Below are 14,585 nucleotides of genomic sequence, written 5' to 3'. Positions count from 1 at the left end.
GTGCCGCATGAATGATTATTCTACGGTTAAAACTTCTTCTTGTTCAATGTTTGTTACTGGCTCAGCTTTACGATAACGTTGCATTCCAGTTCCAGCCGGAACAAGTTTACCGATAATTACATTTTCCTTCAGACCGAGTAACTCATCGCGCTTACCTTTAATAGCAGCGTCTGTAAGTACTCTTGTTGTTTCTTGGAACGAAGCAGCAGATAAGAAGCTATCTGTTTCAAGTGAAGCCTTAGTAATACCCAGTAATACAGGACGTCCTGTTGCAGGCATTTTACCAGAAAGCAATGCTTTTTCGTTTGCATCTCTGAACTGATGAACATCAAGGAGTGATCCAGGTAATACTTCCGTTTCACCTGCATCAATGACACGAACCTTACGAAGCATTTGCCGTACCATTACTTCTACGTGCTTGTCGCCAATTTCTACCCCTTGCATACGGTATACTTTTTGAACTTCACGAAGCAGGTATTCTTGAACAGCTGTTACGTCTCTCACCTTAATTAATTCCTTAGGATCGATAGAACCTTCTGTCAATTCTTCACCACGTTCAACCTTATCGTTTACACCCACTTTTAGACGTGCTGTGTACGGAGCTGTGTAGGTTCTTGACTCTACTTCACCCTGAACGATAATTTCATGTTGGCGGTCGCGACCTTCATTAATACCCACAACCACACCTTCGATTTCAGAGATGACCGCTTGACCTTTCGGGTTACGCGCTTCAAATATCTCTTGAATACGAGGTAGACCTTGTGTGATATCATCTCCGGCAACTCCACCTGTATGGAATGTACGCATCGTTAACTGCGTTCCTGGTTCACCGATAGATTGGGCAGCGATGATACCAACAGCTTCTCCCACTTCTACCTCTTGACCAGTTGCTAAGTTACGACCATAACATTTCTTACATACACCGTGACGAGAATTACATGTAAACGCAGAACGAATCCACACATCTTCAACACCAGCGCTAGCCACTTCAGCTGCTAGGTCTTCTGTAATTAATTCATTTTCACGGACCATTACTTCTTTTGTTTCAGGGTTTTTAATTGCTTTTCTTGCATAACGTCCGATTAAACGTTCTTCTAGAGACTCGATGATTTCTGTTCCGTCTCTTAGGGCAGCAATATGCAATCCACGATCCGTACCGCAATCATCATCACGAACAATAACGTCCTGTGCTACGTCAACGAGACGACGAGTTAAGTATCCAGAGTCAGCCGTTTTTAGTGCTGTATCGGCAAGACCTTTACGCGCGCCGTGAGTAGAGATGAAGTACTCTAATACGGTTAAGCCTTCACGGAAACTTGATTTGATCGGTAATTCAATGATTCGACCAGCCGGGTTGGCCATTAGACCACGCATACCAGCAAGCTGCGTAAAGTTAGATGCGTTACCACGGGCACCAGAGTCACTCATCATGAAGATTGGGTTTGTTTTATCTAATGATTTCATTAGCTTCGCTTGGATTACATCCTTCGCAGCACTCCAGATAGAGATAACACGATCATAACGCTCATCTTCAGTGATTAAACCACGTCTAAATTGCTTTTGAACATTATCTACCTTTGTTTGTGCCTCAGCGATAATTTCTTGCTTTTCACCTAATACAACGATGTCTGCAACCCCAACTGTAATACCAGCTTTTGTAGAGTGTTTAAACCCTAGGTCCTTCATTCGGTCAAGCATCTTTGAAGTTTCAGTAATCTTAAACTTCTTAAATACTTCCGCAATGATGTTTCCTAGAATTCCCTTTTTGAATGGATCTACAACATCCATTTCGCTAATTACTTGTTTTACATTCGTACCAGGCTCTACAAAGAATCTTGCAGGTGTTTCTACTTCAAGATTAGATTTTGTAGGCTCGTTAATGTAAGGGAATGAGCTAGGCAAAATTTCATTAAAGATCAGTTTTCCAACCGTAGTTAATAGAAGTTTTTTGTTTTGCTCTTCCGTGAACGTCTCATTATTCAATGAACCTGCATGTACAGCTACACGAGTATGTAAGTGTACATAACCATTTTGGTAAGCTAATATCGCTTCATTTGTGTCCTTGAAAACCATACCTTCCCCAACAGAACCCGCACGTTCAAGAGTTAAGTAATAGTTTCCTAATACCATATCCTGAGACGGAGTAACTACAGGCTTTCCATCCTTCGGGTTAAGGATGTTTTGAGCAGCAAGCATTAATAATCTTGCCTCTGCTTGAGCTTCAGAAGAAAGCGGAACGTGAACGGCCATTTGGTCACCGTCAAAGTCAGCATTGTATGCTGTACATACAAGCGGATGAAGACGAATCGCACGACCTTCTACTAGCGTTGGTTCAAATGCTTGGATACCAAGTCTATGAAGAGTCGGAGCACGGTTAAGAAGAACAGGATGCTCTCTAATTACTTCTTCAAGTACATCCCAGATTTCGGGCTGAACTCGTTCAATTTTACGCTTAGCTGATTTGATGTTGTGCGCTAGACCTTTTTCAACCAATTCCTTCATAACGAACGGCTTAAACAGTTCTAGTGCCATTTCTTTTGGCAAACCACACTGATACATCTTTAAGTTTGGTCCTACAACGATAACGGAACGACCAGAATAGTCAACACGCTTACCCAGTAAGTTTTGACGGAAACGACCTTGCTTCCCTTTCAACATATGTGAAAGTGATTTTAAAGGACGGTTACCTGGTCCTGTTACCGGACGTCCGCGACGACCGTTATCAATTAAAGCATCTACTGCTTCTTGAAGCATACGCTTTTCGTTTTGAACGATGATGCTTGGAGCTCCTAAATCTAATAGACGCTTCAGGCGATTGTTACGGTTGATTACACGACGGTATAAATCGTTCAAGTCAGAAGTAGCAAAACGCCCTCCATCTAATTGAACCATTGGACGTAATTCTGGCGGAATTACTGGCAGAACATCAAGGATCATCCATGACGGCTCATTGCCTGAGTTACGGAATGCTTCTAGAACCTCAAGACGCTTAATGGCTCTTGTACGACGTTGACCTTGTGCCGTTCTTAACTCTTCCTTCAATGCTTCAACATCTTTGTTTAAATCAATATCAGAAAGCAGCTTTTTAATAGATTCAGCACCCATTGACGCTTGGAATTTATTACCGTATTTGTCACGGTATGCACGATATTCCTTCTCAGATAGAAGCTGCTTCTTTTCTAATGCTGTATCACCAGCATCTGTAACTACATACGAAGCAAAATAGATAACCTCTTCAAGTGCACGAGGAGACATATCTAAAACAAGACCCATACGACTTGGGATCCCTTTGAAGTACCAAATATGAGATACAGGTGCGGCTAATTCAATGTGACCCATACGCTCACGACGTACTTTTGCGCGAGTGACTTCCACTCCACAACGATCGCAGACTACACCTTTATATCTAACACGTTTATACTTACCGCAATGACATTCCCAGTCCTTTGTCGGCCCGAAAATACGCTCACAGAATAACCCATCTTTTTCAGGTTTTAGTGTACGGTAGTTAATTGTTTCTGGCTTTTTTACTTCTCCAAAAGACCATGAACGAATCTTATCTGGTGAAGCAAGACCAATCTTCATAAACTCAAAATTATTGACATCTAGCAAGGGGCCTACCTCCCTTTTGATCTACGGGTTTTACCCTTATATGAAAGGCTTAGATTCTAAATAAGTCTCTATGCCAACAATATGTTAGGGAATGATTCCTTGAAAAATCAGCCCATCTCCTAATACCTCATCAGTCAAGGAGATGGTCTTTATATATGTGAGTGGATTACTACTCTTTTGTACCTACTTTTTCTGATTCAGACTCTTCAAAATCAGGTAAAATCGTCAAAGCATCAGCTTGTTGTACCTCATCATCTTCTTCTAGATCGCGCATTTCAATCTCTTGCTCATCGCCTGAAAGGATCTTAACATCCATACCTAAGCTTTGAAGCTCCTTCATTAATACACGGAATGATTCTGGCACACCTGGTTCTGGGACATTCTCACCTTTAACGATTGCTTCATACGTCTTCACACGTCCTACTACATCATCCGACTTAACCGTCAAGATTTCTTGAAGCGTATAAGCAGCACCGTAAGCTTCTAATGCCCAAACCTCCATCTCACCAAAACGCTGTCCACCAAATTGTGCTTTACCACCAAGTGGTTGTTGCGTTACAAGTGAGTAAGGTCCAGTTGAACGAGCATGTAGTTTATCATCAACCATGTGAGCAAGTTTGATCATATACATTACGCCGACAGAAACACGATTATCGAATGGTTCACCAGAACGGCCGTCGTATAGTACTGTCTTCGCATCTCGAGCCATACCTGCTTCTTCAATAGTTGACCAAACATCTTCTTCACGCGCTCCATCAAATACAGGAGAAGCAACATGAATACCTAGTGCTCTTGCAGCCATACCTAGATGAAGCTCAAGTACCTGACCGATGTTCATACGTGATGGTACTCCTAATGGGTTTAACATGATGTCAACCGGCGTTCCATCTGGTAAGAAAGGCATATCTTCTTCCGGTAATATACGTGAGATAACCCCTTTATTCCCATGTCGACCAGCCATCTTGTCCCCTTCAGAGATCTTACGCTTCTGAACAATATAAGCACGAACAAGTTGGTTTACACCTGGAGGTAACTCATCTCCATCTTCACGGTTAAAGACTTTTACATCTAGGACAATACCGCCACCACCGTGAGGTACACGAAGAGATGTATCTCTAACTTCACGTGCTTTTTCACCGAAGATTGCATGTAATAAGCGTTCCTCAGCAGTTAGTTCTGTTACACCTTTAGGCGTTACTTTACCAACTAGTAAATCTCCGTCCTTCACCTCAGCTCCGACACGTACGATTCCACGCTCATCGAGATTTCTTAGAGCATCTTCCCCTACGTTTGGAATATCACGAGTGATTTCCTCTGGTCCAAGCTTTGTATCACGAGACTCTGACTCGTATTCTTCGATATGGATAGAAGTATACACATCGTCTTTTACTAGTCTTTCACTCATGATGATTGCATCTTCATAGTTATAACCATCCCAAGTCATGAAGGCAACAAGAACGTTACGACCTAGAGCAAGTTCCCCAAGCTCCATAGATGGTCCGTCTGCAAGGATCTCTCCTTTTGTTACACGATTACCTACAGCCACGATTGGTCTTTGGTTATAGCAAGTACCTTGGTTTGAACGAATGAATTTTTGCATTCTATATTTATCTAGATCGCCCTTCACTTCTTGGCCATCTACTTCAGTCACTCTTCTTACCCACACTTGACGAGCTTCAACATGCTCCACGATTCCATCGTGTTTACAGATCACAGCTGCTCCAGAGTCTTTACCAGAAACATATTCCATACCCGTACCTACACGAGGGGCTTCTGGTTGCATCAATGGTACAGCCTGACGTTGCATGTTCGCACCCATAAGAGCACGGTTGGAGTCATCATTTTCAAGGAACGGAATACATGCTGTCGCAGCAGAAACTACTTGTTTAGGAGAAACGTCCATGTAGTCTACACGCTCACGATTAACAACTGTGTTCTCACCACGGAAACGAGCAATAATATCGTTATCTAGGAATGATCCATCTTCTCCTAGTTTTACATTTGCTTGTGCTACTACATAGTTATCTTCTTCGTCTGCAGTTAGGTAGTCGATATGGCTTGTAACTTTTCCTGTTTCAGGATCTACACGACGATATGGCGTTTCGATAAACCCGAATCGATTTACTTTTGCAAAGGAAGATAATGAGTTGATTAGTCCAATGTTCGGGCCTTCCGGTGTTTCAATTGGACACATACGGCCATAGTGAGAGTAGTGAACGTCACGTACTTCGAAGCCAGCACGTTCACGTGTTAAACCACCTGGTCCTAACGCTGATAAACGACGCTTATGAGTAAGCTCAGCTAATGGATTGGTTTGATCCATGAACTGCGATAACTGAGAGCTACCAAAGAACTCTTTAATTGACGCAATTACAGGACGTATATTAATTAATTGCTGTGGTGTAATCGTATTTGTATCTTGAATGGACATTCTTTCACGAACAACTCTTTCCATTCTTGATAAACCGATACGGAATTGATTTTGAAGTAATTCTCCTACTGAGCGCAGACGACGATTTCCTAAGTGGTCAATATCATCTGTATCTCCTACCGAATGTAGAAGGTTAAAGAAATAGCTAATGGAAGCAATAATATCAGATGGGTCAATGTTCTTAACCGCTTCTGGTACATATGCATTTCCAATCACATTAATTGCCTTTTCGCCATCCTCATTTGGAGCAAAAATCTTAATTGATTGTAAAAGAATATCTTCTTGTACTACTCCTCCAACTGGAGTGAACGTCTTAAATCCAATATTCTTTTCTAATTGTGGAAGAATACGATCTAACGTACGGCGGTCTAAAAGCACACCTTTTTCCGCAATGATTTCTCCCGTTTCAGGATCAACCAATGTTTCTGCAAGACGTTGACCAAATAGACGATTCTTTATATGCAGCTTCTTGTTAATTTTGTAACGACCAACATTCGCTAGGTCATAGCGCTTAGGGTCAAAGAATCTAGAAACAAGTAAACTTTTTGCATTTTCAACCGTTGGTGGTTCACCCGGACGAAGACGCTCATAAATTTCTAATAGAGCTTTCTCAGTACCTTCTGTATTATCTTTTTCAAGCGTATTACGAATGTACTCATTGTCTCCTATTAACTCAATGATTTCTTGGTCTGAGCCGAATCCTAATGCACGCAAAAGAACCGTAACGGGTAATTTCCTCGTACGATCTATTCTAACGTACACAACATCCTTCGCATCAGTTTCATATTCTAACCAAGCACCACGGTTCGGGATTACAGTTGCTGTATATCCTCGTTTTCCGTTTTTATCAAGTTTTCCACTATAATAAACACTTGGTGAACGCACAAGCTGAGATACGATAACGCGCTCGGCACCATTAATAACGAATGTACCTGTTTCCGTCATAAGCGGGAAGTCACCCATGAATACATCTTGGTCTTTTACTTCCCCAGTTTCTTTATTAACAAGACGCACTTTTACACGAAGTGGAGCAGAGTATGTAACATCTCGTTCCTTGGATTCTTCAACAGAATACTTTGGCTCACTTAAACTATAATCAATAAATTCTAATGACAAATTACCTGTGAAATCTTCAATCGGTGAAATATCCTGGAACATTTCACGCAATCCTTCATCAAGGAACCATTGATACGAAGCTGTTTGAATCTCAATTAAGTTAGGTAATTCTAATACTTCACTGATTCTCGCATAACTTCTTCGCTGGCGGTGTCGTCCATACTGAACTAGTTGACCTGTCAACAGATTCACCCCTCAAATCAAGCTTTTATGATTACTTCTATAAATTTCTTATAAAAAATAGATGGGCAAACGAGATGCTTTTATCCAGACAGGAGGATTTTCCCACTTGACCGCTCGACTTAAGTCAACAACGCTTACATGCACCTTTTTTCATAAGACAAAAAGAAAAAGGGTTTTTTCTTAAAAACCGCATTCTCCAATTTTCTACTATTATTTTATTAGCATCGCCGCATATTGCCAAATTTATACAACTACAGTTGAATTTAGCAATTTTACACAATATATCATGTTGGCATTTTATAACATTAACATAGCCAAAATGTCAAGTCAAATCTTTTTAGCTTTCAAAATAAAATACCCTTTTTTCTTTTCGATGGTTTCAACTGAACCAAATATTTCACTTAATTTCTCTATTGCAGATGGTGCACCCTGTTTTTTTTGAATGACAACCCACAGCTCACCGCTAGGAGCTAAATGATCAAAACTTTGTTCAAATATATCGTGAACTACTTGCTTTCCTGCACGAATTGGAGGGTTTGTTAAGATAGCAGCAAACCCTTTGCCTTTTACCTGAGTTAACCGATCACTTTCGTATATCGTTACATTTGAAACTTTATTTAGAGTTGCATTGTCTTTTGCTAATCCAATCGCCCGCTCATTCACATCTACCATATGTATCTCTTTGGCTACTTGTTCTTTTGCTAGAGAAATCCCAATCGGACCATAGCCGCAACCAACATCTAAAATCGGTCCATCGATGTTTGGAAATTGAAACGCCTCAATGAGTAACCTCGATCCAAAATCTACTTCACTTTTCGAAAACACACCATTATCAGTAATAAAAGATAGGCTTTGATTTCTAAGTGTGAAACTCCATGTCTTTCGATTACTCTCAACTTTTTGCTCGCGCGAGAAATAATGCTCTGCCATACTACCACTTCCAAATTTTTAGTAGAGAAAACTTATACGAAAAAATTATAATCGAACCTTTTTTAAAAAGCAAAAGGCTCGCTTATGCAGCGAGCCTTTCAATATCATTATTACTTAACTTCAACGTTTGCTCCAACTTCTTCAAGCTTAGCTTTGATTTCTTCAGCTTCTTCTTTAGAAGCTCCTTCTTTAACTGCCTTTGGAGTGTTGTCAACAAGTTCTTTTGCTTCTTTAAGTCCAAGACCTGTGATTTCACGTACAACTTTGATAACTTTGATTTTTTGGTCGCCTGCAGAAGCAAGAACAACGTCAAATTCAGTTTGTTCAGCAGCAGCGTCTCCACCAGCAGCTCCACCAACTACAGCTACAGGAGCAGCAGCAGTTACACCAAATTCTTCTTCGATAGCTTTTACTAGGTCGTTAAGTTCTAAAACAGTCATGCTTTTAACTGCTTCAATGATTTGTTCTTTAGTCATGATAAAGTTCCTCCTTAAAATTGTGTTTTAATAGTTTATTTCACGAACGATAATTCTAACTTACGCGCCTTGTTCTTCTTTTTGATCTGCAACAGCTTTTGTAGCAAGAGCAAGGTTGCGGATTGGAGCTTGAAGTACGCTGAGTAGCATAGATAGTAAGCCTTCGCGTGATGGTAGTTCAGCAAGAGCCTTAATATCTTCTAATGATGCAACGTTCCCTTCAATTACACCTGCTTTAATTTCAAGAGCTTCATGCTTTTTAGCGAAGTCATTTAAAATTTTAGCTGGGGCAACAACATCTTCGTTACTGAATGCGATAGCGTTAGGACCTGTAAGAGCGTCGTTAAGGCCAGCAAGTTCAGAAGCTTCAGCAGCACGACGAGTTAAAGAGTTTTTGTAAACCTTGAACTCGATACCAGCTTCACGAAGTTGTTTACGAAGTTCTGTTACTTCAGAAACATTTAAACCACGATAGTCAACAACAACTGTTGTTTTAGCAGTTTTTAACTTATCAGCGATTTCGTCTACGATTACTTTTTTAGTTTCGATAGCGTTGCTCATCCTTACACCTCCTGTAGATTTACTACATTTATACCAGAAAATATAAACCTCCATGCCTTGCAGACATGGAGGAAGTATACAATAGTCGTTTACACGAACTGTTCAATCTATCGTATGACCTCGGTAGGAGATTAAGCCTTGAAGGCACCTACTGTCTGCGGTACAAATGTTATTCTATTTTCACAACAAAATCTATTCTAGTAGAATTTTATTCTGTTGTCAATTATATTTTTAAATTACTTTGCATTTACAGTTGAAGGGTCTACTTTTACTCCAGGTCCCATTGTTGAAGTAACAGTTACGTTCTTCATGTAAGTTCCTTTTGCAGCAGAAGGCTTCACTTTAAGCATTGTTTCGAAAATTGTAGTGAAGTTTTCAACAAGCTTTTCGTTTTCGAAAGAAGTTTTCCCGATTGGTACGTGGATGTTTCCAGCTTTATCAACACGGTATTCAACTTTACCAGCTTTGATTTCATTAACTGCTTTTGTTACATCAAATGTAACTGTACCAGTCTTAGGGTTTGGCATTAAGCCTTTAGGTCCTAACACACGACCAAGCTTACCAACTTCACCCATCATGTCAGGTGTAGCAACGATTACGTCAAACTCAAACCAACCTTGGTTAATTTTGTTGATGTAGTCTGCATCTCCTACATAATCAGCGCCAGCTGCTTCTGCTTCTTTCGCCTTTTCACCTTTAGCAAATACAAGTACACGTTGTGTTTTACCAGTTCCGTTTGGAAGCACAACTGCTCCACGGATTTGTTGGTCAGCTTTCTTTGGATCTACTCCAAGACGGAAAGCAACTTCTACAGATGCATCAAACTTTGCAAAGTTTGTCTTTTTAGCAAGTTCAATAGCTTCTTCAACCGGATATGCTTTTGTACGGTCAACAAGCTTTGAAGCTTCTAAAAACTTCTTACCTTTTTTAGCCATTTTTATTTCCTCCTAGATTGTGGTTTTAGCGGAAAAGTTCTTAACTAACCTCCCACGAATAACAGCGCTGTGCTTTAACACACCCGCTAGACATAAGAAAGGTTGCGCGTGAAACCAAATTCAACACCGCAACCCCTTAACTAAAGAAACATTCGAGCATGAATTAGTCTTCGATAACAATACCCATGCTGCGTGCAGTACCTTCAACCATACGCATAGCTGCTTCAACGCTAGCCGCATTTAGATCAGGCATTTTTGTTTCAGCAATCTCGCGCACCTTGTCACGCTTGACTGTTGCTACTTTATTACGGTTCGGTTCACCAGAACCAGACTCAATGCCAGCCGCCTTCTTAAGAAGAACTGCAGCAGGAGGAGTTTTTGTAATAAATGTAAATGAACGGTCTTCAAAAACCGTAATCTCAACAGGAATGATTAAGCCAGCTTGTTCAGCTGTACGAGCGTTGAACTCTTTACAGAATCCCATGATGTTAACACCGGCTTGACCAAGTGCAGGACCAACTGGTGGTGCTGGATTAGCTTTAGCAGCAGGGATTTGCAACTTAACAATCTTAATTACTTTTTTAGCCACGAGACACACCTCCTTAAGTCCGTGATGTGGTAATAGGGGATTTTCCCCTCCCACTCATATAATAGTCTTTATTTAGAATAAAGAACTGTTTCCTTTTGTCCGGTCTCAATGTTTGAGACATACTGACCTTTGAAATATTACCATCTTTCGAAACCTATTTCAAGTTTTTTCAGGTTATATTTTTTCAATCTGTGTAAATTCAAGTTCTACAGGGGTATCCCGACCAAACATATTTACAAGAACCTTGACTTTAGACTTGTCTTTGTCAATTTCTTCAATAGATCCAGTAAAGTTTGCAAATGGACCCTCCTTGACTTGTACCGTTTCTCCAAGTTCAAAGTTTACATCCACACGCTTCTGCTCAAGTCCCATACGTTTAAGAATGAAATTCACTTCTTCCGGCAGTAAAGGTGTCGGCTTAGAACCAGATCCAGCTGAACCTACGAAACCAGTTACTCCAGGAGTATTTCGAACCACATACCAAGAGTCATCTGTCATTAAGATTTCAACTAATACGTAACCTGGGAATACTTTTCTTTTAACTACTTTCTTTTTACCATTCTTAATATCTGTTTCTTCTTCTTCAGGCACTACTACTCGGAAGATTTTGTCTTGCATCGCCATAGACTCTACACGCTTTTCAAGGTTTGCTTTTACCTTGTTCTCATAACCAGAGTAAGTATGAACTACATACCAATTCTTTTCCATTGTCGAGGACGAATTGTCCTTCCCTCCCTATATAAAAAAATCCATATTATTAAACTAGAAAGCATTGTTAGCTTTTATTTTTTTACAAATGAAAAAACCCGTTGCCGGGCTTTGCTAAAAGTTTCCTATGTTTGTTACCATTATACCATTATGTTACGGGTGTTATTCAAGGAATTAAACGAATTAATTCTGAAATCCCTAAATCTATTACAGCAAAGAAAAGAGCAAAAAATATAACTGTAGCTAATACTGTAACTGTGTAGTTCGTCAGTTCCTTACGCTTTGGCCAACTAACCTTGCGCATTTCACGGCTGACATCTTTAAAAAAATCGACTACGCGCTGCATGTGGATACCCCCAACTTCCTTGTCTTACTCTATCTATAGGTGGTGCCTACTACTTTGTTTGACGGTGGATGGTATGAGCACTGCATGTTCTACAAAACTTCTTCAGCTCTAACCGTTCCGACTCTTTATTGCTCATCGTTGAATAGTTTCTCGAACCGCAAGTTACACAGGCCAAAACTACCTTTTTTGTCAAAAATGCCACCTCTAACTTACTATTTTGTCCATAAAACTGTATCATGGACACTTATCAATGTCAACAGAGCTCTATTACCATCTACCCTGTCATACTACAGGGTGAGCTCCCTTACCTCAAGGTATTTCTCAAGCTTCCTTTTCACACGTTGGAGCGCATTATCAATCGATTTCACATGACGGTTAAGCTCCTCTGATATTTCCTGATATGACTGGCCATCAAGGTATAGAGCTAGGACTTTCCGCTCTAAATCACTTAGAAGCTCTGCCATTTTCACCTCAATATGATCAAATTCCTCTTGATTGATAATAAGTTCCTCCGGATCTAACACTTTAGCTCCAGAAATAACATCCATTAACGTACGATCGGATTCTTCATCATAGATCGGCTTGTCCAACGACACATAAGAGTTCAGTGGAATATGCTTTTGTCTTGTTGCCGTTTTAATGGCGGTAATGATTTGTCTCGTAATACAAAGTTCTGCAAACGCTTTAAAGGAAGTGAGCTTGTCTTCTCGGAAATCTCTGATCGCTTTGTAAAGACCGATCATTCCTTCTTGAACAATGTCCTCTTTGTCAGCACCGATTAAGAAATAGGATCTAGCTTTAGCTCTAACGAAGTTTCGATACTTATGAATCAAGTAATCTAATGCTTCACTATCACCTTTGTGCACTAAATCAACTATTTCTTCATCCTCAAGCTGCATTAAATGTAAATAATTTTCGTTGATTTTTGTTGTCTTGTAGTCAGCATTCACTTCGGATCCCCCCGACCGAACAAGCATAGATAGAAATATTATACAGTAGGCCTTTTTAAAGCGTCAACCGCTCTTCACTTTCCTCGACGCCATTTTTCGAAAATTTCTGCCACTTCACTACTTAACGGTATTTTTGAAGCAGGGCTATTTTCCTGGATGTTCTTTACCTTTTTTTCTATCTTCTTTTCAACCGAATCCATCTCAATTAATAACTCTCGTGCTGATTTTCTTAGGGCTCCTTGTCCAAATATGGCCCATTGTTCTGTAAAATCAGAGGTGGCCACATGAATTTGAGTTTTCCTATTATTTAAAGAGATCGCAAGTTTTTCAATGCGTTCATCCGCAGTTTCATTATTTCTTGTGAAGATAACTTCGACTTTATAATTTTTATACTTTTTCTCTGTTCCTTTTACAAAATGTGCATCAAAAACAACGATGACACGATAACCTGAGTAGGCTTGATACTCGGCCATCCTCTCAACCAGACGGTCCCTAGCGGCAGCTAGATCCTTATTTTTCAGCTCTCGAAGCTCTGGCCAGGCTCCGATGATATTGTATCCATCCACTAACAGAATGTCCATTTTATCCCTCTAGTGGATATCGTTTTCGATACACCTCATACATTAAAAGGGCAGCTGCTACCGAAGCATTTAAAGAGGTGACATGTCCTTTCATTGGCAGGCTAACCAAAAAGTCACATTTATCACGGATGAGTCTCCCCATTCCTTTACCTTCACTACCAATCACAAGACCTAAAGGCATTGTCCCATCGAGCGAACGAAAGTCCTGTTTTCCCAACGCATCGGTACCTGCAATCCATAATCCTCGTTCCTTTAGTTCATCAATGGTTTGTGCCATATTCGTCACTCGGACAACAGGAACATACTCAATGGCACCCGTTGATGCTTTTGCTACGGTTGCTGTTAACCCAACTGCTCTTCGTTTCGGAATGATGATTCCGTGTGCACCAGTGGAATCCGCTGTTCTCATAATGGATCCTAGATTATGTGGATCCTCAATTTCATCTAACAGAAGGAAAAAAGGTGTTTCTCCTTTTGCTTCTGCTGCCTTAAACAAGTCATCCAGCTCCGCATACTGATAGGCAGCCACTGCCGCAACGACCCCTTGGTGATTTCCTTCTACCATCTGATCGATTTTCTTTTTAGGAACAAATTGAACGATGACATTTTGTGCTTTTGCTAGCCCAATGACCTGTTGCATTTGACCCGTTTGGGAACCTTCTGCGATAAATATTTTATTCACATCGCGTTCTGACTTTAGTGCTTCTATAACTGGGTTTTTTCCAATAATAAAGTCTTGGCTCATCTTATTGTTCCTCCTTTCATTCTCCAACTTGAGAGAGGGCGACTGTGATCAACTCATCAAGTCGCTCCTCTCTGTTCATCAAATATAGATATCCGATTAATGCTTCAAACGCTGTCCCATAGCGATATGTCTGTACATCTGTGTTCTTTGGCACTGTTCCAGATTTTGCATTTCTGCCCCTTCTAACAACAGCCTCTTCTTCCTCACTCAAAAGCTTCGAATCCAGAAAGTGATGGATGAATTGACACTGAGCTTTTGCTGAAACATACTTGGTTGACTCCTTATGAAGCTGATTTGGTCTTACCTTCCCTGATTCAAGGAGATATCTTCTAACATAAACTTCAAAAATGGAGTCCCCTATATATGCTAAAGCGAGACTATTCAATTGTTTCGCATCTATCGTATTTTCAAAGTGAAGCATA

The 14,585-nt window shown here is 40.4% G+C and carries 14 protein-coding genes and 1 other annotated feature; all 14 genes read right to left on the bottom strand.

The genetic code is table 11. The features are described from left to right. Positions 1-15: 15 nt before the first annotated feature. Positions 16-3,612: a DNA-directed RNA polymerase subunit beta' gene (gene rpoC, locus ACFFHF_RS17470; RefSeq protein WP_160547967.1), complete on the bottom strand. Its 3,597-nt coding sequence runs from the start codon at positions 3,610-3,612 to the stop codon at positions 16-18. 169 nt (positions 3,613-3,781) lie between these two features. Then, positions 3,782-7,351, bottom strand: a complete 3,570-nt coding sequence (gene rpoB / locus ACFFHF_RS17465) for a DNA-directed RNA polymerase subunit beta (protein WP_445677899.1) — start codon at positions 7,349-7,351, stop codon at positions 3,782-3,784. A gap of 318 nt (positions 7,352-7,669) precedes the next feature. Next, positions 7,670-8,272: a methyltransferase gene (locus ACFFHF_RS17460; protein ID WP_160547969.1), complete on the bottom strand. Its 603-nt coding sequence runs from the start codon at positions 8,270-8,272 to the stop codon at positions 7,670-7,672. A 110-nt stretch (positions 8,273-8,382) separates the two neighbouring features. Continuing rightward, positions 8,383-8,748, bottom strand: a complete 366-nt coding sequence (gene rplL, locus ACFFHF_RS17455; RefSeq protein WP_160547970.1) for a 50S ribosomal protein L7/L12 — start codon at positions 8,746-8,748, stop codon at positions 8,383-8,385. Between the two features lie 60 nt (positions 8,749-8,808). Beyond that, on the bottom strand, positions 8,809-9,309 hold the full coding sequence (gene rplJ / locus ACFFHF_RS17450) for a 50S ribosomal protein L10 (RefSeq protein ID WP_160547971.1): 501 nt from the start codon (positions 9,307-9,309) through the stop codon (positions 8,809-8,811). Between the two features lie 32 nt (positions 9,310-9,341). After that, positions 9,342-9,488 (bottom strand) — a sequence feature (ribosomal protein L10 leader region). A gap of 57 nt (positions 9,489-9,545) precedes the next feature. Continuing rightward, entirely contained in the window at positions 9,546-10,244 is a 699-nt protein-coding gene (gene rplA, locus ACFFHF_RS17445) for a 50S ribosomal protein L1 (RefSeq protein ID WP_119706258.1), read from the bottom strand. A gap of 163 nt (positions 10,245-10,407) precedes the next feature. After that, positions 10,408-10,833: a 50S ribosomal protein L11 gene (rplK, locus tag ACFFHF_RS17440; RefSeq protein ID WP_251523673.1), complete on the bottom strand. Its 426-nt coding sequence runs from the start codon at positions 10,831-10,833 to the stop codon at positions 10,408-10,410. A 174-nt stretch (positions 10,834-11,007) separates the two neighbouring features. After that, positions 11,008-11,541: a transcription termination/antitermination protein NusG gene (nusG, locus tag ACFFHF_RS17435; RefSeq protein ID WP_160547972.1), complete on the bottom strand. Its 534-nt coding sequence runs from the start codon at positions 11,539-11,541 to the stop codon at positions 11,008-11,010. A 166-nt stretch (positions 11,542-11,707) separates the two neighbouring features. Then, a complete protein-coding gene (gene secE / locus ACFFHF_RS17430; protein ID WP_160547973.1) occupies positions 11,708-11,887 on the bottom strand; it encodes a preprotein translocase subunit SecE in 180 nt (59 codons plus the stop codon). A 49-nt stretch (positions 11,888-11,936) separates the two neighbouring features. Then, entirely contained in the window at positions 11,937-12,080 is a 144-nt protein-coding gene (gene rpmG / locus ACFFHF_RS17425; protein WP_119706256.1) for a 50S ribosomal protein L33, read from the bottom strand. Positions 12,081-12,174: 94 nt separating this feature from the next. Then, a complete protein-coding gene (gene sigH / locus ACFFHF_RS17420) occupies positions 12,175-12,786 on the bottom strand; it encodes an RNA polymerase sporulation sigma factor SigH (RefSeq protein ID WP_377058716.1) in 612 nt (203 codons plus the stop codon). Positions 12,787-12,911: 125 nt separating this feature from the next. Next, positions 12,912-13,418, bottom strand: a complete 507-nt coding sequence (locus tag ACFFHF_RS17415; RefSeq protein ID WP_160547975.1) for an NYN domain-containing protein — start codon at positions 13,416-13,418, stop codon at positions 12,912-12,914. 1 nt (position 13,419) lies between these two features. Next, positions 13,420-14,163, bottom strand: coding sequence for a 23S rRNA (guanosine(2251)-2'-O)-methyltransferase RlmB (gene rlmB, locus ACFFHF_RS17410; RefSeq protein ID WP_160547976.1), 744 nt, complete (start codon positions 14,161-14,163; stop codon positions 13,420-13,422). A 16-nt stretch (positions 14,164-14,179) separates the two neighbouring features. After that, positions 14,180-14,584, bottom strand: a complete 405-nt coding sequence (locus ACFFHF_RS17405; RefSeq protein ID WP_160547977.1) for a ribonuclease III domain-containing protein — start codon at positions 14,582-14,584, stop codon at positions 14,180-14,182. Position 14,585 lies beyond the last annotated feature (1 nt).

This window comes from Robertmurraya beringensis (assembly GCF_042433785.1).
In the GTDB taxonomy this organism is placed as follows: domain Bacteria; phylum Bacillota; class Bacilli; order Bacillales; family Cytobacillaceae; genus Robertmurraya_A; species Robertmurraya_A beringensis.
The sequence above is the reverse complement of the archived record's forward strand: the minus strand, read 5'-3'. Positions and strand labels throughout refer to the sequence as shown.

Coding starts and splice junctions, on each gene's coding strand:
- ACFFHF_RS17460 (WP_160547969.1), bottom strand. CDS start 8,272: ATGGCAGAGCATTATTTCTCGCGCGAGCAAAAAGTTGAGAGTAATCGA.
- rplL (WP_160547970.1), bottom strand. CDS start 8,748: ATGACTAAAGAACAAATCATTGAAGCAGTTAAAAGCATGACTGTTTTA.
- rplJ (WP_160547971.1), bottom strand. CDS start 9,309: ATGAGCAACGCTATCGAAACTAAAAAAGTAATCGTAGACGAAATCGCT.
- rplA (WP_119706258.1), bottom strand. CDS start 10,244: ATGGCTAAAAAAGGTAAGAAGTTTTTAGAAGCTTCAAAGCTTGTTGAC.
- nusG (WP_160547972.1), bottom strand. CDS start 11,541: ATGGAAAAGAATTGGTATGTAGTTCATACTTACTCTGGTTATGAGAAC.
- secE (WP_160547973.1), bottom strand. CDS start 11,887: ATGCAGCGCGTAGTCGATTTTTTTAAAGATGTCAGCCGTGAAATGCGC.
- sigH (WP_377058716.1), bottom strand. CDS start 12,786: ATGCAGCTTGAGGATGAAGAAATAGTTGATTTAGTGCACAAAGGTGAT.
- ACFFHF_RS17415 (WP_160547975.1), bottom strand. CDS start 13,418: ATGGACATTCTGTTAGTGGATGGATACAATATCATCGGAGCCTGGCCA.
- rlmB (WP_160547976.1), bottom strand. CDS start 14,163: ATGAGCCAAGACTTTATTATTGGAAAAAACCCAGTTATAGAAGCACTA.
- ACFFHF_RS17405 (WP_160547977.1), bottom strand. CDS start 14,584: ATGCTTCACTTTGAAAATACGATAGATGCGAAACAATTGAATAGTCTC.